Raw genomic sequence first — 23,487 nt, 5'->3', positions numbered from 1 at the left:
GGCACCTGGCCGGGCACACAGAGTGCCGTTCCCCTCCCCCCGCTATTGACTGATAAGTGTTCCCTATGGCTACCCTGACGATCCGTAATCTTGATGATGAAATAAAAGATCGGCTGCGCCTTGCCGCCGCCCGTAACGGCCACTCGATGGAAGAGGAAGTACGCGCCATCCTGCGGGAGGCGATGCTGGGCAGTACGCCCAATTACGGCCTGGCCGGGCGCATCCGCCAGCGCTTTGCCGCCCTGAGTGACAGCGAACTGGCGCTCCCGGCGCGGGATGACCCTACCCGGCAGGCGGAGATCGAGTGATGATTGTGCTGGATACCTGCATTATCACGGAAATTATCCGGCCCGAGCCGCACCGGCAAGTGATGCAATGGCTGGATGCGCAAGACGCCAATCAGCTCTGCCTGACGGCGATCACCGTGACGGAACTGTTTACCGCCATCCAGGCGCTGCCCGACCCACGCCGGAGCCAGCTGAACACCGCCTTGCTGGCGCTGCTGAATGAGGAGTTTGCCAACCGGCTGCTGCCGTTTGACGCCCACTGCGCACTGCGCGCCGCCGCTCTGGCTGCGGAGCTACACCGGCAGGGCATCACGCTGGCACAAGCCGATCTCTACACCGCCGCAATCTGCCTGCACCATCAGGCGCAGCTTGCCACCCGCCGCCCCCAGGATTTCCACTATTGCGGCCTGTCAGTGCTTAACCCGTGGGGCGAGCAGGGCAAACCGCGCTTCCATGAGGATGCGGCGGAGTATTTTGTGATGAGCCGGAAAGAGCGGTGAGAAGCCCAAAGCCGGGGCAAGGTGAAGAGGCTGAAGAGAAGCGGCAGGAAAAGCGGCAGAAAACAGGGAAACACAGAAGCACCGACAGGGTGAGGTGGCCCCTGCATTTCCCTACGTATTACCCCTGGGCGGAAGGCGGCTCCCGGTTTTCGGACGCGCTTTTCGGTGCCTGCCCGTTGCCGTCGCCGTTTTTGCTTTTTACCGTTGGCAGCGGCAGATAAGCCCGGATGCGCAAACCGCCGCGTTCGCTGGAGCCGATGTCCAGCGTGCCTGCGTGGGCATCAATGATACGCTGGACAATCGCCAGCCCCAGCCCGGTGCCGCTGGTGCTGCGGGCGCTGTCACCCCGCACGAACGGCTGGAACAGGTGTTTGAGCTGATCGGGGCGGATGCCCGGGCCATCATCTTCAACCTGGAACCAGGCGCGCTGCAACTCATGGCCGCTGCTGACCTTGATCCAGCCGTTGCCGTAACGGGCCGCGTTGACCACCATGTTCACCGCGGCACGTTTCACCGACAGCGGGTGCACATCCACCATCAGCTCGGTGGAGGCGAGATCGCTCTCAATTTCCCGTTCGTAGCCGCTCTCCGCCGCAATCACCTCGCCAAGGATGGTGTTGAGATCGCTGAGTTCGGTCTGCATCTCCTGGCCGGTACGCAGGTAGTCGATGAACTGCTCGATGATGGCGTTGCACTCTTCAATATCCTTATTGATCGACTCCGCCAGGTAGCCGTCCTCATCGCCCATCATCTCCGTGGCCAGCCGGATGCGCGTCAGCGGGGTGCGCAGATCGTGGCTGACGCCCGCCATCAGCAGCGTGCGGTCATCCGCCAGCTGTTTGACGCCCGCCGCCATCTGGTTGAAGGCGCGGGTCACGGAACGCACTTCCGACGCGCCATATTCCCGCAGCGGCGGCGGGATAATCCCCTTGCCGACCTGGAACGCCGCATGTTCCAGCTCCACCAGCGGCCGGTTCTGCATCCGGATGAACAGCCAGGCACCGCCAATCGCCAGCAGCATAATCGCCAGCGTATAGCGGAACAGCGGCGAGAAGTCCCCCTGGTGGATCTCAGTGAGCGGCACCCGCACCCAGATGTCCGGCGAGAGCCAGGTCTTCAGCCACACCACCGGGGTGTTTTTGTTCATCTCGACGCGCACATCCGTCGGCCCGCCCAGTTGCTGCGCCATCTGCTGGCTGAGGAACTGGTAATGCTGCGCCCAGCGCAGGCCGCTCTCTTCCGCGGCCGAGTTGGTATAAAGCGAGATGCCCAATTCACGGTAGATCTCCCGCCGGAAGGCCGGAGGCACCTCCAGCAGGGTGCCGTCCTCCAGTTGCAGGCGATCTGTCATCAGCATCCGTACCTCATACGCCAGCACCTTATTAAACTGTTGCAGGCTCGGCAGGATGGCGAAGTTCAGCACCACCAGGTAGGTCGTCACCAGGCTGACAAACAGCAGGGTGACGATCAGCAGCAGGGTTCGGGCAAACGAGCTACGCGGTGAAAAGCGCAATCGCCTCATGCTTTACTGCCGTCCGGGACGAAGACGTAGCCCAGACCCCAGACGGTCTGGATATAACGCGGGTGCGCCGGGTCCTCTTCCACCATGCGGCGCAGGCGGGAGATCTGTACGTCGATGGAGCGCTCCATCGCGCTGTATTCACGACCGCGCGCCAGGTTCATCAGCTTATCGCGCGACAGCGGCTCACGCGGGTGGCTCACCAGCGCTTTCAGCACCGCAAACTCACCGCTGGTCAGCGGCATCGGCTCATCTTCACGGAACATCTCACGGGTGCCGAGGTTCAGCTTGAACTTGCCGAAGGAGATCACCGCCTCTTCCTGGGACGGCGCGCCCGGCAGCTCATTGGCCTGGCGGCGCAGCACGGCGCGGATACGAGCCAGCAGCTCACGCGGGTTGAACGGTTTCGGGATGTAGTCATCCGCGCCGATCTCCAGGCCGACGATGCGGTCAACCTCTTCCCCTTTCGCCGTGACCATAATGATCGGCATCGGGTTGCTCTGGCTGCGCAGGCGGCGGCAGATAGAGAGGCCATCTTCGCCCGGCAGCATCAGGTCCAGCACCATCAGATGGAAAGATTCACGCGTCAGCAGGCGGTCCATCTGTTCGGCGTTTGCCACACTGCGTACCTGGAAGCCCTGCTCCGTCAGATAGCGCTCTAACAGGGCGCGTAAACGCATGTCGTCATCAACCACCAGAATCTTGTGATTCTCTTGCATCTCTTTACTCCCAAAGGCTTAAGCCTGAACCCTCGCGGGCATAATTAACCCGGACAACGTATCGCGTGGACGGCGGCTTACGGCGGCCATACTCACTTATCTTTTCACAGACGGCGAACCGTTTTCCCGGTGCGCCATGCGGCGTCATAAACAGGGGCTATTGTTAAAAAACTACGCCGCGACAGACAGCGATATATGGTATACATTCTAGACGAAATTGTTACAAAGATTATGGTTTTCCCCAATTATCAATACTTTTGCCGCTTCGCTGCTGCGCCGTGATTTTCCCTGCGTCTGCTGCCCTCTTTTCCGCACACTCCCTGCGCTCCGCTGTTTATACCCTGTAATGGCGGCAGATTTCACCGACTTTGTAACATGCCGGGCCGGCGGCAAGAAGCGGTGTTAATTCCCGCCGCCAGAGGCTATAAAGAACCGATGTGAGAGACAGCGCGAAGAGTGCCGGATGAAAAGTGATCTGATTACCCGCGAAGGGTACAACAGGCTGAAGAAAGAGCTCGATTTCCTGTGGCGCGAGCGCCGCCCGGAAATCACGGAAAAAGTGGCCTGGGCCGCCAGCCTGGGTGACCGCAGCGAAAACGCCGACTACAAATATAATAAGCAGTTACTGCGGGAAATTGACCGCCGGGTGCGCTTCCTGCGGAAACGGCTGGAGGTGGTGCGGGTCATTGACTACTCCCCGCAGCAGGACGGCAAAGTCTTTTTCGGTGCCTGGGTTGAGGTGGAAAACGAGGCGGGCGAGGTTAAACGCTTCCGCATTGTCGGCCCGGATGAGATTTACGGCCGCAAACAGTACATCTCTATCGATTCGCCGATGGCCCGCGCGCTGATCAAAAAAGAGGTGGATGATGAGGTCAACGTACCGACGCCGCTCGGCATCAAAGTCTGGAGCGTCAACCAGATTGAGTACCTGCCGGACGAGACCGACCTGCCCGTCGACCCGGACCTCTCCGGCGGTGACGAACAGGACGCCCCGGAGCCGCCGCCCGCATGACCCCAGCCGGGTAAATGTTCCGAAACCGCCCCACCCTGCCGCCAAATGCCGCCCGTGACTGGCATTTTGGCGGCGCACTCCGTATAACAGTCCCCTGATTTGATAACCCCCAAGCCAACGACAAAGACCATGATGAATGATCCCCTGAGCCGCAGTATTGCAAGTGAATTGCAGGCCAGACCGGAGCAAGTTGACTCCGCTATCCGCCTGCTGGACGAAGGAAACACCGTGCCGTTTATCGCACGTTACCGCAAGGAAGTGACCGGCGGGCTGGATGACACCCAACTGCGCCAGCTGGAGAGCCGCCTTGGCTATCTGCGCGAACTGGAAGATCGTCGCCAGAGCATTTTGAAGTCGATTGAGGAGCAGGGCAAACTCACCGACGCCCTGGCCGCCGCTATCAACGGCACCCAGAGCAAAACCGAGCTGGAAGATCTCTACCTGCCTTATAAACCCAAGCGCCGCACCCGCGGGCAGATCGCCCTGGAAGCGGGGCTGTTGCCGCTGGCAGAGAGCCTGTGGAATGACCCGCAGCAGGTGCCGGAGATCGCGGCCGCGGCCTATGTCGACGCCGATAAAGGCGTGGCGGATACCAAAGCGGCGCTGGACGGCGCGCGCTACATCCTGATGGAGCGCTTCGCGGAAGATGCGGCCCTGCTGGCCAAAGTGCGCCAGTACCTGTGGAAAAATGCCCATCTGGTCTCCCGCGTGGCGGAAGGCAAAGCGGACGAGGGCGCGAAATTCCGCGACTATTTCGATCACCACGAACCGATTGCCCAGGTGCCCTCCCACCGCGCGCTGGCGATGTTCCGCGGCCGTAATGAAGGGGTGCTGCAACTCTCCCTGAATGCCGATCCGCAATTCGATGAGCCGCCGCGCGAAAGTTATGCCGAGCAGATCATCATGGACCACGTCGGCCTGCGGCTGAACAACGCCCCGGCTGACAGCTGGCGGCGGGCGGTGATCAACTGGACATGGCGCATCAAGGTGCTGCTGCACCTCGAAACCGAGCTGATGGGCAGCGTGCGTGAACGCGCGGAAGAGGAGGCGATCAACGTCTTTGCCCGCAACCTGCATGACCTGCTGATGGCGGCCCCGGCCGGGCCGCGCGCCACCATGGGCCTCGATCCGGGCCTGCGTACCGGTGTGAAAGTGGCAGTGGTGGATGCCACCGGCAAACTGGTCGCCACCGACACCGTCTACCCGCACACCGGCCAGGCCGCCAAAGCCGCCGCTGCGGTGGCCGCGCTCTGCATTAAGCATCAGGTAGAGCTGGTGGCGATCGGCAACGGTACCGCCTCGCGTGAAACCGAGCGCTTCTTCCTGGAGCTGCAAAAACAGAACCCGGCCGTGACGGCACAGAAAGTGATCGTCAGCGAGGCCGGGGCCTCCGTTTACTCCGCCTCGGAACTGGCGGCACAGGAGTTCCCGGATCTCGACGTCTCCCTGCGTGGCGCGGTCTCCATTGCCCGCCGTTTGCAGGACCCGCTGGCGGAGCTGGTAAAAATCGACCCGAAATCGATCGGCGTCGGTCAGTACCAGCATGACGTCAGCCAGAGCCAGCTGGCGAAAAAGCTGGATGCGGTGGTTGAGGACTGTGTCAACGGCGTCGGCGTGGATCTGAACACCGCCTCGGTGGCGCTGCTGACCCGCGTGGCGGGGCTGACACGCATGATGGCGCAGAATATCGTCAGCTGGCGTGATGAGCACGGCCGCTTCAATAACCGCGCGCAACTGCTGAAAGTGAGCCGCCTCGGGCCGAAAGCCTTCGAGCAGTGCGCCGGCTTCCTGCGCATCAACCACGGCGACAACCCGCTGGATGCCTCCACGGTGCACCCGGAAACCTACCCGGTGGTGGAACGCATCCTGGCCGCCACCGAGCAGGCGTTGCAGGATCTGATGGGCAATCCTTCCGCCCTGCGTAACCTCAGGGCCACCGACTTCACCGACGACCGTTTCGGTGTGCCGACCGTGACTGACATCCTGAAAGAGCTGGAGAAACCGGGCCGTGACCCGCGCCCGGAGTTCAAAACCGCCACCTTCGCCGAAGGCGTCGAGACCATGAACGACCTGACGCCGGGCATGGTGCTGGAAGGCTCCGTGACCAACGTGACCAACTTCGGCGCGTTTGTGGATATCGGCGTCCATCAGGATGGGCTGGTGCACATCTCCTCGCTGGCGGACAAGTTCGTGGAAGATCCGCACACGGTGGTGAAAGCCGGTGACATCGTCAAAGTGAAAGTGCTGGAGGTGGATCTGCCGCGCAAACGCATCGCCCTGACCATGCGTCTGGACGAGCAGCCGGGGGAAACCGCCGCCCGCCGCAGCGGCAATGCCCCGGCCGGGAAAGCGCAGCCGCGCAGCGCAGGCCGCCCGGATACACGCGGCGGCAAACCCCGCGCCGCCCAGCCTGCCGGTAACAGCATCATGGGTGATGCCCTGGCCGCCGCGTTCGGTAAAAAACGCTGAGGCCGGTTCCGCCACCCTGCCGGGGTGGCGGAACCTTTCCTGCCTGCTTCCTGCACTGTTTACCCGCCTTCTCTTTTTACCTGCCTTTCACCTTCCCACTACGTTCCGTTAATCGGAAATTAACCTATCCCGCTGATTTTTCATGGCTCATCCGGAAAAGGGTGCCGGCCGGCACAGGTGATACACGCCGCAGACTGGCTATTTTTTGACTAAATTTGCCGGAACATTGATCTGGATTAGGTAAGGGCAAGATCGGGCCGGTCACCGGATTGAACACGATAACGATTCTCACTACTCTCACTGCGCCTCACCGCGTTGGCGATAAAAGAGGCAACCCAGCGCGCCCCTGAGATTGGCGTGCCTTATGTTTTCGGCCCCTGTCAGAGAAGGTGACCCCTATGCCCCTTCATCCTCTTCATCACTATAAAATCGCCGGGTTCGCGGCCCACATCAGCCCTGCTTACCGGCAGAAACTGCTGTCCCTTGGGATGCTGCCCGGCTCGCTGTTCCGCGTAGTGCGGGTTGCGCCGCTGGGCGACCCGATCCAGATCGAAACCCGCCGCGTCAGCCTGGTGCTGCGGCGCAAAGATCTGGCGGCGCTGGTTCTGGAAACCCGCGCCTGACCCTGACGGACGGCCCTTTTCCCCACGGCGATACGCATCATGAACACACTGACCATAGGCCTGATCGGCAACCCGAATGCCGGTAAAACCACCCTGTTCAACCAGCTGACCGGCGCGCGCCAGCGGGTCGGCAACTGGGCGGGGGTGACGGTAGAGCGCAAAGAGGGGCACTTTTCCACCCCTCACCAACAGGTGACGCTGGTTGACCTGCCGGGCACCTACTCCCTGACCACCATCTCCGCGCAGACCTCGCTGGATGAGCAGATCGCCTGCCGCTACATCCTCAGCGGCGAGGCCGATCTGCTGATCAACGTGGTGGATGCCGCCAACCTTGAACGCAACCTCTACCTGACCCTGCAACTGCTGGCGCTGGGGGTTCCCTGCATCGTCGCGCTCAATATGCTGGATATTGCTGAAAACCAGCAGATCACCATTGATGTCGCGGCGCTGGCCGCCCGGCTCGGCTGCCCGGTGGTGCCGCTGGTCTCGACCCGCGCCCAGGGCATTGACGCGCTCAAACAGCAGATTGACCGCCCGCTGCGCGCGCCGGTGCCGGTCAAGGTCGGTTACCCTGCGCCGCTGCTCGACGCGGCCGCCGCGTTGGCCGCCGTGATGCCGGAAAACCTGCCCGCCCATCAGGCGCACTGGCTGGCGCTGCATATGCTGGAAGGGGACATCTACAGCCATGCGGTGGCTCCTGATGCCGCGGCGCGGCTGCCGCAGGTGCGGGACGCGCTGCGCCGCGCCCTGCCGGATGACGCCGCCCTGCTGGTGGCCGGGGCGCGTTACCAGTGCATCATGGCGATCTGCGATGCGGTGAGTAATGCCCATCAGGCCGCGCCCGACCGGCTGACGCAGCGGCTTGACCGGCTGATCCTTAACCGGCTGCTCGGCGTGCCGGTTTTCCTGCTGGTGATGTACCTGATGTTCCTGCTGGCGATTAACCTCGGCGGCGCGCTGCAACCGATTTTTGACCTCGGCTCAGCGGCGGTTTTCATCCACGGCGTACAGTGGCTCGGTGCGGTGCTGCACTTCCCGGCCTGGCTGACGCTGTTTCTGGCGCAGGGCATCGGCGGCGGCATCAATACTGTGCTGCCGCTGGTGCCGCAGATCGGCATGATGTACCTGTTCCTCTCCTTTCTGGAGGACTCCGGCTACATGGCGCGCGCCGCGTTTGTGATGGACCGGCTGATGCAGGCGATCGGGCTGCCGGGCAAATCCTTTGTGCCGCTGATTGTCGGCTTCGGCTGCAACGTGCCGGCGATCATGGGTGCCCGTACCCTGGATGCGCCGCGTGAACGGCTGATTACCGTGATGATGGCCCCGTTTATGTCCTGCGGGGCGCGGCTGGCAATTTTCGCGGTGTTTTCCGCCACTTTCTTCACCCAGGGCGGCGCGCTGCTGGTCTTCTCCCTCTACCTGCTCGGCATTGGGGTGGCGATCCTCACCGGGTTGCTGCTCAAACACACGCTGATGCGCGGAGACGCTTCCCCCTTTGTGATGGAACTGCCGGTCTACCATGTGCCGCACCTGAAAAGCCTGCTGCTGCAAACCTGGCAACGGCTGAAAGGCTTTGTGTTACGTGCCGGGAAAGTGATTGTGCTGGTGAGCCTGTTTATCGGCGCGCTGAACAGCTTCTCCCTGAGCGGCAAACCCGCGGATAGCCTGACCGACTCCGCCCTCGCCTCAGTGAGCAAGGTGATCACGCCGCTGCTCATCCCGATTGGCGTACAGCCGGATAACTGGCAGGCCACGGTGGGGCTGGTCACCGGTGCGATGGCGAAAGAGGTGGTGGTCGGCACCCTTAACACGCTCTACACCGCCGAGGCGATTGCCGACGCTCCCTTTGACCCGGCGGCCTTCTCCCTGAACGGTGAGCTGAAACAGGCCGTCGTGGAGACCTGGCAGGGCGTGAAAGAGACTTTCAGTCTGAGCGTGCTGTTCAACCCGATTGAGGCGAGCAAAGGGGACGGCGACATGGCCTCCGGTGCCATGAGCACGATGGGCAGCAAATTCGGCAGTGTGGCCGCCGCGTATAGCTACCTGATTTTTGTGCTGCTCTACGTGCCCTGCCTCTCTGCAATGGGGGCGATTGCCCGGGAGGCGGGCCGGAACTGGATGCTCTTTTCCATTGCCTGGGGGCTGAATGTCGCTTATTCGCTGGCGACACTCTTCTACCAGACGGCCAGTTTCCGCGCGCACCCGGCGTTCAGCGGGCTGTGCATCGCCCTGGTGTTGCTGGTCAATACGGTGATTTTCATCGGCCTGCGCCGGGCCGGGGCACCCGCCGGGCAGCCGGCAGTGAAGGGGGCGGCATGAATCCGCTGCTGGAGGTCTACCAGCTTCTGGCTCAGCAGGGGCCGCTGGATGCCGGCCAGTTACAGCAGCGTTGCCGGTTATCACCGGCGATGCTGGCGGCGCTGCTGACCCAGCTGGAGAGGATGAACCGGATCGCGCCGGTGCCTGCTGACACGCCCTCTTGCGCCGCCGGGTCATGCGGCAACTGCCCGGCGCACCGCCGCTGTGCGCCGGTGCGTTACCGGGCTTGTCTTCCCTTTAATACATCATCTTAATGAATATAAATAAACGCGACTATTTAATTAAATAAAGTATTTCCCCGCTTATTCAGAAAGCCAAAGTTGACTGACCTCACAAATAGCGAAAATAACGTTCTGGAATGCTTTTCCTTATCCATGCCGCCCGGCCATGACGTTGACTTGGTTTATAGCGCGGCGTAGCCTTTTTCGTGGGAGCGCTCCCACGGACAAAGGTGAAACATGGAAACCATTAAAAAACTTCTGACTTCGATTTACGGAAATACCCTTAACCCGCAACACCAGGCTGAATTAACCGACCTTATCCTGACGGCAAAACAGGCCATAACAGGTTCACGTAAATTGCGCTGGGATGAAGAGGACGTGGTATTAATTACCTATGCCGATCAATTCAGTGAACCTGATGTTGCAACGCTGGAGACATTTACCGGCTTTTATAACCGCTGGCTGAAAAATATCTTTTCGCTGGTGCATCTGCTGCCGTTTTACCCTTATTCCTCTGATGACGGCTTTTCGGTGATTGATTACCACCAGGTGAACCCGGTGGCCGGTGACTGGCCGCAAGTGGCGGCGCTGAACCGCTCGACCCGCCTGATGTTCGATTATGTCTGCAACCATATTTCCGCCCAGAGTGCCTGGTTCCAGGGCTATCTGGCGCAGCAGCCGGAGTATGAGGGGCACTTTATTGAGATGGACCCGGACACCGACCTGCACCAGGTGACGCGCCCACGCACCTCACCGCTGCTGACGCCGTTTATGCTGGCCAACGGTGAAACGCGCTATATCTGGACGACCTTCAGCGCCGACCAGATCGACCTCAACTTTGCCAACCCGGCGGTGCTGGTACGCATGGTGGATGTGCTGCTTACCTACCTGGCACGCGGTGGCGACTACATCCGGCTGGATGCAGTGGGCTATATGTGGAAGGAGCCGGGCACTTCCTGCATCCATCTGGAGAAAACCCACCTGCTGGTCAAACTGTTCCGCGCCATCGCCGACTTTGTCGCCCCCGGCACGGTGCTGATCACCGAAACCAACGTCCCGCACCGGGACAACATCAGCTACTTCGGCCAGGGTGATGAAGCCCAGATGGTTTACCAGTTCCCGCTGCCGCCGCTGGTGCTGCATGCCATCCACCGCGGTAACGCAGATACCTTGAGCCGCTGGGCGGCCTCACTGGAGACCCCGGCTGCGGGCTGCACCTTCTTCAACTTCCTCTCCTCCCATGACGGCATCGGCCTGAACCCGCTGCGCGGCCTGCTGCCGGAAGAGGAGATCCTGGCGCTGGCGCAGGCGATGGAGAACCAGGGCGCGCGCGTCTCTTATAAAAACAACCCGGACGGCAGCGCCAGCCCGTATGAAATCAACGTCACCTACCTGGATGCGCTGAATAAACAGGATGACGATGATGCCCTGCGCGTGCGCCGCTTTATGCTGGCCCACGCTATCTTGCTGGCGTTCCCCGGCGTCCCGGCGATCTATATCCAGAGCCTGCTCGGCTCCCGGAATGATCATGAAGGCGTGGCGCGTACCGGCCATAACCGTGCCATTAACCGCCAGAAATATGCCCTGAGTGAGATTGAGCCGCAAATTTCCGGCGGTAATTCATTACGCACCGATATATTCGTTTCCCTGCGCCACCTGATTGCGCTGCGTAAAACCCTGCCGGCCTTCCACCCCGATTCCGCCATGCAGGTCATCCCGCTGGGCAGCGCCGTTCTCGCGTTCCGCCGCACCGATAAAAATAACCACGCCCTGCTCTGCCTGTTTAATGTCAGCGACCAGCCTATTACGGTCGACTTACCGGAAAATAATTACCTCGACGCCATGACCGGGCAGGAAATAACCGGAGGCCAAGCCTTTACGTTACCCCCCTACACCTATTACTGGCTTCACTCATAAATAAAACAGGAAATTATCATGAATAAGAAATATACCCTTCTTATTTCTGCCTTGCTCGGTGCGCTGGCTTTAACCGGCTGTGACGATAAAAAAGCAGAATCTGTGACGATCGAATTTATGCACTCTTCGGTCGAGCAGGAACGGCAGGCGGTAATTAACGATCTGATCAAGAAATTTGAGCAGCAAAACCCAGGGATGCACATCAAACCGGTGCCGGTAGAAGAGGATGCCTACAACACCAAAGTGATCACCCTGGCGCGCAGCGGCGCGCTGCCGGCAGTGATTGAAACCAGCCACGACTACGCCAAAGTCATGGACAAAGAACAACTGCTCGACCGCGGGGCAGTCAATGACGTCATCCAAGGCATCGGGGCGGAAAACTTCTATGACGGCGTGCTGCGCATCGTCAAAACCGAAGACGGCACCAGCGCCACCGGCGTGCCGATCAGCGGCTGGATCCAGGGCATCTGGTACCGCAAACAGGTGCTGGAGAATGCCGGTTTCAGCGAACCGCAAAACTGGCAGCAGCTGCTCACCGTAACGCGCGCCTTTACCCAGCCTGAACAGAAAAAGTACGGCATCGGCCTGCCGACCGCCGAGAGCGTGATGACGGAGCAATCCTTCTCGCAGTTTGCCCTCTCCAACGGGGCCAACGTGTTTGACGCCAACGGCGCGATCACCATCGATACCCCTGAGATGCAGCAGGCGCTCAGTTTCTATCAGCAACTGGCGAAAACCACCCTGCCCGGCTCCAACGACATCATGGAGATCAAAGACGCCTTTATGAACGGCACCGTGCCGATGGCCGTCTACTCCACCTATATCCTGCCGGCGATTTACAACGAAGGCTTTGCAGAGGACATCGGCTTTGCCGTACCGGCGGAGAAATCCCAGGCGGTCTACGGCACCATCACCTCCCTCACCATCACCGCCGGGCTGACGGACGCGCAGCGCGAGGCGGCCAAAAAATTCGTCACCTTTATGGAGCAGTCTGACAACGCCACCCGCTGGGTGCTGATGTCGCCGGGGGCTGCCCTGCCGCTCACCAAACTGGTGACCAGCAACAGCGACTGGCAGAACAACCCGGTAGTGAAAGCCTTCGGCCCGCTCTCAATGGAGCTGGTGCAGCAGTTCGCCAACGTCCAGGTGTTCGGCTCGGTAGGTGAGAAGAACTTCACCAGCATGGGCGACATCACCGGTTCCGCAGCCTTAAGCGAAATGGTGAACGCCGTGACGGTCGGCAACAAAGAGGTGTCTGCCACGCTGTCGCAAACCCAGGGCCGGGTTGCCAGCCTTGTCCAGAAACGCTGAGTGAGGATTTGATGAAGCGTGCGAGTCAACCTTCCCTGCTTCCGGCAAAACGCCTGAGCCTGGGGAAACGGTTAAAAACCGATACGGCCTTCGCCTGGTACCTGCTGGCACCGAGCATGATTTTGCTCGCGCTGCTGGTGGTCTACCCGATGATCGCCAACCTGCAACTGAGCTTCTTACAGTTGCCGCTCAACCCGCGCCTGTCCGACCGGTTTGTCGGGCTGGAAAACTACCTGAGCATCCTCAGCGACCCGGGGTTCTACCACTCCCTGTGGGTCACCTTCTGGTACACCGCGCTGGTGGTGCTCGGCAGCACCGGCGTCGGGCTGGGGGTCGCGCTGTTCTTCAACCGGGAGTTCCGCTTCCGCAAAACCGCGCGCTCGCTGGTGATCCTCTCCTACGTGACGCCCTCTATCTCGCTGGTGTTCGCCTGGAAATATATGTTCAACAGCGGCTACGGCATCGTCAACTGGGTCGGCGGCGACCTGCTGCACCTGTTCGACCGCGCGCCGCTCTGGTTTGACAACCCCGGCAGCAGCTTTGCGCTGGTGGTGCTGTTCGCCATCTGGCGCTACTTCCCCTACGCCTTCATCTCCTTCCTGGCGATTTTGCAGACCATCGACAAATCGCTGTATGAGGCGGCGGAAATGGACGGCGCCAACCTGTGGCAGAAATTCCGCATGATCACCCTGCCGGCGATCATGCCGGTGCTGGCAACGGTGATCATCCTGCGGGCGATCTGGATGTTCTACATGTTTGCCGACGTCTACCTGCTGACCAACAAGGTCAACATCCTGGGCGTCTACCTCTACAAAACCGCCTTTGCGCTCAACGACCTGGGCAAAGCGGCGGCGCTCTCCGTGGTGCTGTTCGGCATTATTTTCATTGTGATCCTCCTCGCGAGAAAACGGGTGACTCCTCATGGCAACAACTAAACGTTCCCTGCTGCGCCGGGGCGGGTTCTACCTGGCGTTGATCGCGTTTCTCGCGGTGGTGCTGTTCCCCTTCTTCATCATGCTGATGACCTCGTTCAAAAGCAGTAAAGAGGCGATCTCCCTGCACCCGACGCTGTGGCCGGAAAACTGGACGTGGCAGCACTACGCGGACATCTTCAACCCAGCGATCTTCCCGTTTATGGCCTACTTCAAAAACAGCCTGAGCGTGTCGCTGATCGCCTCCGGCATTGCGGTGCTGCTCGGCATTCTCGGGGCCTATGCCCTGTCGCGGCTGCGCTTCAAGGGAAGAATCACCATCAACACCAGTTTTTACACGGTCTATATGTTCTCCGGCATTTTGCTGGTGGTGCCGCTGTTCAAGATCATCTCGTCGCTGGGGCTGTATGACACCCTGACCGCGCTGGTGATCACCATGGTGGTGCAGACCCTGCCGACCGCCATTTTTATGCTGAAAAGCTACTTCGACACCATCCCGAAAGACATCGAGGAAGCGGCGATGATGGACGGCCTCAACCGGCTGCAAATCATCTTCTACATCACCGTGCCGCTGGCGATCTCCGGCATCATTTCCGTGTTCGTCTACTGCTTCATGGTGGCGTGGAATGACTACCTGTTCGCCTCGATTTTCCTGTCCGACGCGAAGCACTTCACCCTGCCGGTGGGCCTCAACGCCCTGTTCAGCACCCCTGACTACATCTGGGGCCGCATGATGGCCGCCTCGCTGGTCACGGCATTGCCGGTAGTGGCGATGTATGCGCTGTCGGAAAAATTCATCAAAGGCAATCTCACTGATGGCGGCGTCAAAGGCTGACGCCGCCCTTCCCCTGTTGTGAACGAGTAAGAGGAACAAGCATGAAAAAGTTAGTCGCCGTGGCACCGCGTGTGGCCGCCCTGGTGGAGTATCAGGATCGCCCGTTGCAGGCCCATGAAGTCCGCATCCGGGTGCAGTTCGGCGCACCGAAGCACGGCACCGAAGTGGTGGATTTCCGTGGCGTCAGCCCGTTTATCGATGAGGCTTTCTCCAGCGAATGGAACCTGTTTGTGCCGCGGGCGGAAGGCGAGCCGCGCGGCATTGAGTTCGGCAACTTTACCCTGGGCAACATGGTGGTCGGCACCGTCGAGGAGAAAGGCGACCAGGTGACGCAATACCAGCTGGGTGACCGCGTCTGCACCTATGGGCCGCTGCAGGAGACGGTGATCGTCAACGGCGTGGACAACTACAAACTGCGCCACATGCCGGAAGGGGCCGCCTGGCAAAACGCCGTCTGCTATGACCCGGCGCAGTTCGCCATGAGCGGCGTGCGTGACGGCAACGTGCGCGTGGGCGACGTGGTGGTGGTCATCGGCCTGGGCGCAATCGGCCAGATCGCGGTGCAGCTGGCGAAAGGGGCCGGTACGGCGCTGGTGATTGGCGTCGATCCGCTGGCCCACCGTGGCGAGATCGCCTGCAAACATGGCGCGGATGTGGCCCTCGACCCGACCACCTGCGATCTGGGTCTGGAGATCAAACGCCTCACCGACAAACGCGGCGCAGACGTGATCATCGAAACCAGCGGCAATGCCCAGGCGTTGCAAGCCTCCCTGCGCGGGCTGGCCTACGGCGGCACCATCTCCTACGTCGCCTTCGCCAAACCTTTCCCGGAAGGCTTCAACCTCGGCCGCGAGGCGCACTTCAACAATGCGCGCATCGTCTTCTCCCGCGCCTGCAGCGAACCGAACCCGGATTACCCGCGCTGGAACCGCAAACGCATCGAAGACAGCTGCTGGCAACTGCTGATGAACGGCTACCTCGACTGCCGTGACCTGATCGACCCGGTGGTGGCGTTCAGCGACAGCGCCGAAAGCTACATGCGCTTTGTCGATCAGCACCCGGAACTCAGCATCAAGATGGGCGTGACCTTCTGATTCCCTTTTGACTTAACAGGATATATGCAGATGAAAATCGGTACCCAAAATCAGGCGTTCTTCCCGGAAGGGATTCTGGAGAAGTTCCATTACATCAAAAACATGGGGTTTGATGGCTTTGAAATCGACGGCAAGCTGCTGGTGAATAACCTGGCGGCAGTCAAAGCGGCGATTGCCGAAACCGGCCTGCCGGTGGTCAGCGCCTGCGGCGGTTATGACGGCTGGATCGGGGATTTTATTGAAGAGCGCCGCCTGAACGGCCTGCAACAGATTGCTGCCATCCTGCGGGCGCTGGCCGAAGTCGGCGGGAAAGGCATCGTGGTGCCGGCCGCCTGGGGCATGTTCACCTATCGCCTGCCGCCGATGACCTCGCCGCGCAGCGTGGCCGGTGACCGGCTGGCCGTGAGCAGCTCGCTGAAATTCCTCGACAACATCGCCGCCGAAACCGGCACGACACTCTTCCTGGAGCCGCTGAACCGCTATCAGGATCACATGATCAACCTGCTGGCTGACGCGCGCGGCTATATCGAAGAGAACCAGCTCCGCCACACCCGGATCATCGCTGACTTCTACCACATGAACATTGAGGAAGATGACATCAGCGCCGCGCTGCACCAGCAGCGTGATCTGCTGGGCCATGTCCATATCGCGGATAACCACCGCTACCAGCCGGGCAGCGGCTCGCTGGACTTCGCCCGCCACTTCAACCAGCTGAAACAGGATGGTTATGACGGCTACGTGGTTTACGAATGCCGCGTGCGGGCGGCCGACCCGGCCAAAGCCTATCAGGATTCCCTCGACTCTCTGCGCGCCTTGCGCTAATCGGCAGGAAAAACATGGAGTTTACTGCTTACGCATCGCGGCCCTTGCGGGTCGCGATTATTGGTGCGGGCCAGGTGGCGGAGAAGGTGCACGCCGCTTACTACGCCACCCGCCGCGACGTCACGCTGGTGGCGGTGGTGGACAAAGAGGCCGAACGCGCTGACGCCTTCGCCGCCCGCAATAACATCGCCCGCGCCTACACCGACGCAGGCGAGATGTACCGCCTTGAACAGCCGGATCTGGTCAGCATCTGTTCGCCCAACCGTTTCCACTCGGCCCAGGTGCTTCAGGCGTTACAGCACGGCTGCCACGTGATGTGCGAAAAGCCGCCGGCGATGACCCCCAACGAAGCGCTGGCGATGGCTGAGGCCGCCGAGCGCGCCGGGAAGGTGCTGGCTTACGATTTCCACCACCGCTTCGCTGAGGATTGTCAGATTCTGCGGCGCAAAGTGGCAGCCGGTGAACTGGGCGAGGTTTACGTCACCCAGGCCCGCGCCCTGCGCCGCTGCGGCGTACCGGGCTGGGGCGTATTTATCGACAAGGCGCAGCAGGGCGGCGGGCCGCTGATCGACATCGGCATCCATATGCTGGACGCGGCGATGTATGTGCTGGGCTTCCCGGCCGTTACGCGCGTCAGCGCCCATCAGTTCTGCAAAATCGGCAACCGTAAAAGCCGCGGCCTGTTCGGTGACTGGCAGCCGGAAAAGTACACGGTGGAGGATTCGCTGTTTGCCACGCTGGAGCTGGCGGGCGGCGGCATCCTGCGGCTGGAGACCTCGTTTGCGCTTAACATCCCGGAAGAGTCGGTGATGAACGTGCAGTTCTGCGGGGCCGATGCCGGGGCGACCCTGTTCCCGGCGCACATCTACACCGATGATGGCGGCAAGCTGCTGACGCTCTACCAGCGTCAGGAGGCGGACAGCCAGCGCCACCACAACAGCATGAAAGCCTTTGTTGACCGGGTGATGGGGCTGGGCGCGGAGGTGGCCGACGGCCGTCAGGGTTACCGCATCCAGCAACTGGTGGCGGCGATCTATCAGGCCGCAGAACAGGGTGAGAGCGTGACATTATGATGACCTCCCCTTCCGCCCCGTTCTCTGTGCTGTGTGAGCCGGGCTTCAGCCCGCACCAGCTGAATAAATACGCCACGCTGATGACCTGCGGCAACGGTTATCTCGGCATCCGCGGCGGCCACGAAGAGGCCTACACCGATCAGGTGCGCGGCATGTTTGTGGCCGGGTTCTACCACCGCGCCACGCCCGACGAGGTCACCGAGCTGGTGAACCTGCCGGACATCACCGGCTGCCACATTGAGCTGGGCAACACGCCTTTTTCCCTGCTGGCAGGCAGGCTGCTCGCTTACCGGCGCGAATTTCACCCGGAACTGGGTGAGCTCTGCCGTGAGCTGATCTGGCAGTCACCAGAAGGCGGGCGCGTCAGCCTGAAAAGCGCGCGGTTTGTGGCACGTGCGCCGCGGCAACTGGTGGCCGCGACCCTGACCCTGACGGCGCTGGACCAGGAGATGCCGCTGCGCCTGACCACCGGCATCGATGCCACGCAGACCAACAGCGGCCGCCAGCACCTGACGGAGGCGAGCGTGCGCGTAATGCACGCGCACACGCTGCAAGGCTGCTACCGCACGCCGGAAAATGACATGGCGCTGATGATCACCAGCCGCTGCCGCCTCTCCGCTGAGGAGGCGCGTATCAGTTTCGCCGCGAAAAACCGCCGCCTGAACCAGCAGTTCAGTACCACCCTGCGGGTAGGCGAGCCGGTAACGCTGGAGAAAATCAGCTGGGTAGACGCCTGCCTGCCGGGTGACCCGGAGCCGGAAAACTGGGGCGAACAGTGCCTCGCGCAACTGGCCCCCCATGTTGACGCCGGTTACGCCGCGCTGCGCGCCGCCAGCCTGCAACAGTGGCAACGCACATGGCCGCAGGCGCGGGTGGAGGTAGACTCCGGCGACCCGTTCGACCAGCTGGCGCTGGACATGTCCGCCTATCATCTGGCCGCGATGACCCCGGCCCATGACGCGCGGTGCAGCGTGGCGGCCAAAGGGCTGACCGGTGAAGGCTATAAGGGCCACGTCTTCTGGGATACGGACATTTTTATCCTGCCCTACCACCTGCTGACCCGCCCGGAGACGGCGCGGTCGCTGCTGCGCTACCGCTGCCGGCGCATCCCGCAGGCAGAGCAGAAAGCGGCGCGCTGCGGCTATGAGGGGGCGCTGTTCCCGTGGGAGAGCGCCTTCACCGGTGAGGAGGAGACCCCGGCCTTCGGCCTGATCAACATCCGCACCGGGCTGCGCCAGCCGGTGGCCTCGGCGCTGGCCGAGCACCATCTGGTGGCGGACATCGCCTACGCCACCGTGGGTTACCTTCAGGCCACCGGCGACCGCGCATTTCAGGCCAATGAGGCGCAGGCGCTGCTGAAAGCGTGCGCGCTGTTCTGGCTGAGCCGCACTACTGAGGTCAACGGGCGGCTGGAGCTGCACGATGTGATCGGCCCCGACGAATACACCGAGCACGTCAACAACAACGCCTACACCAACTATCTGGCGCACTACAACGTGTCGCAGGCGCTGCACTACCTGCCTGACACGCCGGAGCATGCGGCATTCACCGCCCGCGCGCGGGATTTCCTGGCGCGCTGCGTGTTGCCGCAGCCCAATGACCAGCAGGTGATCCCGCAGGATGACAGCTTCCTCAGCAAACCCACCATTGACCTGACGCGCTATCAGGCGCAGGCCGGGACGCAGGCGATCCTGCTCGACTACTCGCGGGCGGAAGTCAACGAGATGCAGATCCTCAAGCAGGCCGACCTGATCATGCTGTTCTTCCTGCTGCCGTCACTGTTCAGCCCGGAGGTGCAGCGCGCCAACCTGGATTACTACCTGCCGCGCACCATCCACGATTCGTCGCTGAGCAAGGCGATCTACGCGATTGTCGCCTGCCGCAACGGCCTGGCGGAGCTGGCCTGGCCGCTCTACCGCGAAGCGATGGCGATCGACCTGGGGCCGGAACCGCACAGCTGTGATGACGGCATTCATGCCGCCGCCACCGGGGCAATCTGGCTTGGGGCGATCATGGGCTTTGCCGGGCTGACCTATCAGGAAGGTGAACTGGCGCTCGCGCCGCGCCTGCCGCCGCACTGGAAAACCCTGCGCTTCCCGCTCTGCTGGCGCGGTGAGCGGCTGCAGGTCACGGTCAGCCACCAGCAGGTGCAGGTTGAAAAAGCGAATGATGCCCCGCTGAGCCTGCGTGTCCACGGCACGTTGCACACATTCACCCGCCGGCTGGTGCTGGCACTTCATTAAGGACGCACGATGGCAATGAAGCCTTTACCGCAGGCGGTAGTGTTTGATCTGGATGGCGTGATCACCGACACCGCCGAATTTCACTTCCTCGCCTGGCAGCAGTTGGCGCAGAAACTCGGTATCCGCATCGATCGCGCCTTTAACGAGCAGTTAAAAGGGGTGAACCGCGCCGATTCCCTGACGTGCATTTTGCAGCATGGCAACCAGGCGGGTGCCTATTCCCCGGCACAGCGTCAGCAATTTATGGCGGAGAAAAACGATCTCTACCGGCAACTGCTGGCGAACCTCAGCCCGGCCGACATTCTGCCCGGCATTGCACCGCTGCTGGCCGCCCTGCGCGACGCCGGGTGCCGCATCGGCCTGGCGTCGGTGTCGGAGAATGCGCCGCAGGTGCTGGCGTCACTGGAATTAAGCCACTGGTTCGATTTTTGCGCCGACGCCCGCGCCTTAACCCACTCCAAGCCGCACCCGGAGATCTTCCTGACCGCCTGCCGCGGGCTGGGGGTCACGCCCGCGCAGGCGATCGGCATTGAGGACGCCCAGGCCGGGATCGCGGCGATCAACGCCAGCGGCATGTACTCGGTGGGGATTGGCGCAACGCTGACCGGGGCGCACTACCGGCTGAACCACACCGGGGAGCTGGCCTGGCCAGATCTGCTGGCCCACTGGCAGGCGGCACAAGCCTGCCCCACACCTATCACCAGGAGCTGAGCATGGCCCAGATTTCTTTACAGCACATTCAGAAGATTTACCCCAACAATGTCCACGTGGTGAAAGACTTTTGCCTGGAGATTGAAGACAAAGAGTTCATCGTGTTTGTCGGCCCCTCGGGCTGCGGGAAATCCACCACCCTGCGGATGATCGCCGGGCTGGAGGAGATCAGCGACGGCGATCTGCTGATCGACGGCCAGCGTATGAACGATGTGGCGGCCAAGAACCGCGGCATTGCGATGGTGTTCCAGAACTACGCGCTCTATCCGCATATGTCGGTGTATGACAACATGGCGTTCGCCCTGAAGCTGATGAACGTGGACAAGGCGGAGATTGAACGGCGCGTGGCCTATGCCGCACAGATCCTCGGCCTGAAAGAGCTGCTGCAACGCCGCCCGAGCGCGCTCTCCGGCGGCCAGCGCCAGCGCGTCGCGCTGGGCCGCGCCATCGTGCGGGATGCCAAAGTCTTCCTGATGGATGAGCCGCTCTCCAACCTCGACGCCAAACTGCGCGTGCAGATGCGGGCGGAGATCAGCAAGCTGCACCAGAAGCTCGACACCACCATGATCTACGTCACTCATGACCAGACCGAAGCCATGACGATGGCGACGCGGATCGTGGTGATGAAAGACGGCATTGTGCAGCAGGTCGGCAGCCCGAAAACCATCTACAACCGGCCATGCAATATGTTTGTCGCCGGGTTTATCGGCTCCCCGGCGATGAACTTCATCCGCGGGGCGCTGGATGGCGGGTACTTTGCCACCGAGAGCCTGCATATCCCGATCCCGGCGACCGCGCTGGAAAAACTCAACGCGGCGGGGTATCAGCGCCAGCCGCTGATCCTGGGCATCCGCCCTGAGTCTATCCAGCTGGCGCAGCCGGGCGAGCAGCAGATCGAGGCCAGCGTCTCAGTGGCGGAGCTGACCGGGGCGGAATTTATGCTCTATTGCCAGATTGGCGGGCATGAACTGGTGGTACGCACTGATGCGCAGTGTGACATCCGCGCCGGGGCGCATCTGGGGCTGCGGCTGGATATGGACCACGCCCACTTCTTCGACAGCGAGACGGAACAGGTGATCCCGACGCGGGCGTAAACGCCGGGCGCGTTGCACAGGGAGGGCCAGTGGCCCTCCCTTTTTTTATGGGTTGGCCGGCGGTGCCGTTGAGCGGGCGTAACGGATTTCGGTGTTGACCAGGGTGTGCATCTGGCTGGGCCCGCGCCCGGCGATGCGCGCAAACAGCAGGTCACCGCCCTGCCAGCCGAGCTGGGCGGTGGGCACGTCAATGCCGCTCAGCGGCGGCGTCAACAGCGGCGAAATACTGGTATTACTGAAGCCCATCACCGAGAGCTGTTCCGGGATGCTGCACCCGCGCTCCTGCGCCGCCCGGTAGAGGCTGAGGATTTTCAGGGCGTCGGTCGCCAGCACCGCGCCCGGCAACACGGGCAGCGCCAGCAACCGGCAGGCCGCCTGGTAGCCCTCTTCCACGCTGTTGCCGCCATCCACAATCCAGTCCGGGTCGACCGGCAACCCCGCTTCCGCCATCGCCTGCCGGTAACCGGCCAGCCGGTCAATCGAGACGTGGAAATCCAGCGAGGCGTGCAGGCAGGCGATTGCCCGGTGCCCCTGCTCAATCAGGGCGCGCGTCATGCGGTAGCTGTCATGCACGTTGTCCGTATCCACGGAGAAGATGTGCCGGTACTGCCCCTCGACCCGGCCAATCACCACCACCGGGATGGTGTAGCTGTCGAGCTGGGCGAAAAAGGCCTCATCCGCCGGGGAGCTGAGCATGATGATCCCTTTCACCATCTTCTCTTTGATTTTCACCAGACATTTCCGCAGGTCGTCGTCACTGTCGCGGGAGGTCTGCAAAATCACGTCAAACCCCTCCTCTTCCGCCCGGGAGGCGATGGCGTGGACAATCTCGGCAAAGAAGGGGTTGCCCAGGGTGCTGCGGGTCGGGCGGGTGGAGATCACCATAATGGCGTCAAAGCCGGAGGAGGTCAGCGCCCGCGCCAGCTTGCTCGGCTGGTAATTGAGGGTGTCGATCGCCTGCAACACCCGGTCGCGCGCCTCAGGGGAAATATTGGGCTGGTTGTTCAGTACACGAGACACGGTCGATTTGGAGACCCCGGCCATCCGTGCGATGTCATAAATCGTTGCTGTCACTACTGCGCATCTCCGCGTCAACGTGAGGAAAATCCGGGCGTAATTATACCGTAACAGGGGAAGATGTAATCCGGCAGAGGGCGCGGCGGCGCAAGAAGGCGGGAGGAAAAAAAGAAAAGGCGCCTGACGGCGCCCGGCGATCTTTACAGGCTGGGGTTATTTATAGACTTCCGCAATCGCGCTGACTTTGCCGTGTTCACGGCCGGCGATCACCACAAAATATTTGCCGCCTTTCTCATCCGCCAGTTTGGACAGCTCCTGTTTGGCGTCCATCGGCGAGGTGGTTTCAGCCGTGGTGCTGACGGTGCCGACTTTTTCATATTTGGTGGCTTCTTCTTTGGAGATCTCCTGCGCGGCCAGCGCGCCAAAGGAGATCACCCCGGCCAGTACCGTGGCCGTCATCACTGAAGCTTTCATCGCAGATGCAAATTTCATGACCTTACCTCTCGTAGAATGATTAGTGTTTAAGAAAGCAGTCAAGATAAGCAGGAAACGAACACGAGGGAGACAGCATCATCCTTATGCGAATGAACTCCGGCGTCGTTCCGCCCAGAAATATTCCCTTCGGGTGAGCATGGCGGCTGTTGCGCGCCCATCAGCCATGTTCACCTTACCCCGGTCAATTACCTTCCTAAGTATTAAGCAGATTGCCGATTTATCCACTGAGGTGGTCAAAAAACTTACATTCCTGCCCGTAAATAGGGTTCATAAA

Annotated in this window: 21 protein-coding genes; 17 read left to right on the top strand and 4 right to left on the bottom strand. The window is 61.4% G+C overall.

What is annotated here, in order from left to right:
• Positions 1-65: 65 nt before the first annotated feature.
• Positions 66-308 (top strand): FitA-like ribbon-helix-helix domain-containing protein, encoded by a 243-nt coding sequence (locus tag CYR32_RS08235; RefSeq protein ID WP_101823899.1) that lies wholly within the window; start codon positions 66-68, stop codon positions 306-308.
• The gene (locus CYR32_RS08230; protein WP_101823898.1) at positions 308-787 is read left to right on the top strand and encodes a PIN domain-containing protein; all 480 of its coding nucleotides are present in this window, start codon (positions 308-310) and stop codon (positions 785-787) included. Before CYR32_RS08235 ends, CYR32_RS08230 begins: the two co-directional genes overlap by 1 nt.
• Positions 788-905: 118 nt before the next feature.
• On the opposite strand, the gene envZ is transcribed toward CYR32_RS08230, so the two are convergent.
• Together envZ and ompR are read right to left on the bottom strand one after the other, a co-directional pair.
• On the bottom strand, positions 906-2,309 hold the full coding sequence (gene envZ, locus CYR32_RS08225) for a two-component system sensor histidine kinase EnvZ (RefSeq protein WP_101823897.1): 1,404 nt from the start codon (positions 2,307-2,309) through the stop codon (positions 906-908).
• The gene (gene ompR / locus CYR32_RS08220; protein ID WP_009635740.1) at positions 2,306-3,025 is read right to left on the bottom strand and encodes an osmolarity response regulator transcription factor OmpR; all 720 of its coding nucleotides are present in this window, start codon (positions 3,023-3,025) and stop codon (positions 2,306-2,308) included. The genes envZ and ompR overlap by 4 nt, the downstream gene beginning before the upstream one ends.
• 463 nt (positions 3,026-3,488) lie before the next feature.
• Here ompR and greB point away from each other — a divergent pair, with 463 nt between their 5' ends.
• From greB to CYR32_RS08145, 15 genes are all read left to right on the top strand, one after another.
• Positions 3,489-4,037, top strand: coding sequence for a transcription elongation factor GreB (greB, locus tag CYR32_RS08215; protein WP_101823896.1), 549 nt, complete (start codon positions 3,489-3,491; stop codon positions 4,035-4,037).
• A gap of 132 nt (positions 4,038-4,169) precedes the next feature.
• A complete protein-coding gene (locus CYR32_RS08210) occupies positions 4,170-6,506 on the top strand; it encodes a Tex family protein (RefSeq protein ID WP_101823958.1) in 2,337 nt (778 codons plus the stop codon).
• Between the two features lie 398 nt (positions 6,507-6,904).
• Positions 6,905-7,129, top strand: a complete 225-nt coding sequence (gene feoA / locus CYR32_RS08205) for a ferrous iron transporter A (RefSeq protein WP_101823895.1) — start codon at positions 6,905-6,907, stop codon at positions 7,127-7,129.
• A gap of 39 nt (positions 7,130-7,168) precedes the next feature.
• A complete protein-coding gene (feoB, locus tag CYR32_RS08200) occupies positions 7,169-9,448 on the top strand; it encodes a Fe(2+) transporter permease subunit FeoB (RefSeq protein WP_101823894.1) in 2,280 nt (759 codons plus the stop codon).
• Positions 9,445-9,702: a FeoC-like transcriptional regulator gene (locus CYR32_RS08195; protein WP_101823893.1), complete on the top strand. Its 258-nt coding sequence runs from the start codon at positions 9,445-9,447 to the stop codon at positions 9,700-9,702. Before feoB ends, CYR32_RS08195 begins: the two co-directional genes overlap by 4 nt.
• 204 nt (positions 9,703-9,906) lie before the next feature.
• Positions 9,907-11,586, top strand: coding sequence for an alpha-amylase family glycosyl hydrolase (locus CYR32_RS08190; protein WP_101823892.1), 1,680 nt, complete (start codon positions 9,907-9,909; stop codon positions 11,584-11,586).
• Positions 11,587-11,604: 18 nt separating this feature from the next.
• Positions 11,605-12,897, top strand: coding sequence for an ABC transporter substrate-binding protein (locus tag CYR32_RS08185; protein ID WP_101823891.1), 1,293 nt, complete (start codon positions 11,605-11,607; stop codon positions 12,895-12,897).
• Positions 12,898-13,013: 116 nt separating this feature from the next.
• Positions 13,014-13,832, top strand: a complete 819-nt coding sequence (locus CYR32_RS08180) for a carbohydrate ABC transporter permease (protein WP_420912825.1) — start codon at positions 13,014-13,016, stop codon at positions 13,830-13,832.
• On the top strand, positions 13,819-14,664 hold the full coding sequence (locus CYR32_RS08175) for a carbohydrate ABC transporter permease (RefSeq protein ID WP_101823889.1): 846 nt from the start codon (positions 13,819-13,821) through the stop codon (positions 14,662-14,664). The genes CYR32_RS08180 and CYR32_RS08175 overlap by 14 nt, the downstream gene beginning before the upstream one ends.
• 41 nt (positions 14,665-14,705) lie before the next feature.
• On the top strand, positions 14,706-15,758 hold the full coding sequence (locus tag CYR32_RS08170; RefSeq protein ID WP_101823888.1) for a zinc-dependent alcohol dehydrogenase: 1,053 nt from the start codon (positions 14,706-14,708) through the stop codon (positions 15,756-15,758).
• 30 nt (positions 15,759-15,788) lie between these two features.
• Positions 15,789-16,580, top strand: coding sequence for a sugar phosphate isomerase/epimerase family protein (locus CYR32_RS08165; protein WP_101823957.1), 792 nt, complete (start codon positions 15,789-15,791; stop codon positions 16,578-16,580).
• Positions 16,581-16,594: 14 nt separating this feature from the next.
• Entirely contained in the window at positions 16,595-17,653 is a 1,059-nt protein-coding gene (locus tag CYR32_RS08160; RefSeq protein WP_101823887.1) for a Gfo/Idh/MocA family protein, read from the top strand.
• A complete protein-coding gene (locus CYR32_RS08155; protein WP_241523784.1) occupies positions 17,650-19,896 on the top strand; it encodes a glycosyl hydrolase family 65 domain-containing protein in 2,247 nt (748 codons plus the stop codon). Before CYR32_RS08160 ends, CYR32_RS08155 begins: the two co-directional genes overlap by 4 nt.
• A 9-nt stretch (positions 19,897-19,905) precedes the next feature.
• Positions 19,906-20,607, top strand: coding sequence for a beta-phosphoglucomutase (gene pgmB, locus CYR32_RS08150; protein WP_420912824.1), 702 nt, complete (start codon positions 19,906-19,908; stop codon positions 20,605-20,607).
• Positions 20,608-20,609: 2 nt separating this feature from the next.
• Complete coding sequence (locus CYR32_RS08145; RefSeq protein WP_101823886.1) at positions 20,610-21,701, top strand: ABC transporter ATP-binding protein; 1,092 nt, start codon at positions 20,610-20,612, stop codon at positions 21,699-21,701.
• Positions 21,702-21,746: 45 nt separating this feature from the next.
• Here CYR32_RS08145 and CYR32_RS08140 read toward each other — a convergent pair whose 3' ends face one another.
• Positions 21,747-22,775 (bottom strand): LacI family DNA-binding transcriptional regulator, encoded by a 1,029-nt coding sequence (locus CYR32_RS08140; protein WP_101823885.1) that lies wholly within the window; start codon positions 22,773-22,775, stop codon positions 21,747-21,749.
• Positions 22,776-22,931: 156 nt separating this feature from the next.
• Complete coding sequence (locus CYR32_RS08135; RefSeq protein ID WP_101823884.1) at positions 22,932-23,192, bottom strand: YdgH/BhsA/McbA-like domain containing protein; 261 nt, start codon at positions 23,190-23,192, stop codon at positions 22,932-22,934.
• Positions 23,193-23,487: the final 295 nt, after the last annotated feature.

The organism is Chimaeribacter coloradensis, assembly GCF_002858715.1.
Taxonomy (GTDB): domain Bacteria; phylum Pseudomonadota; class Gammaproteobacteria; order Enterobacterales; family Enterobacteriaceae; genus Chimaeribacter; species Chimaeribacter coloradensis.
This window is presented reverse-complemented; position numbering and strand designations above follow the sequence as displayed.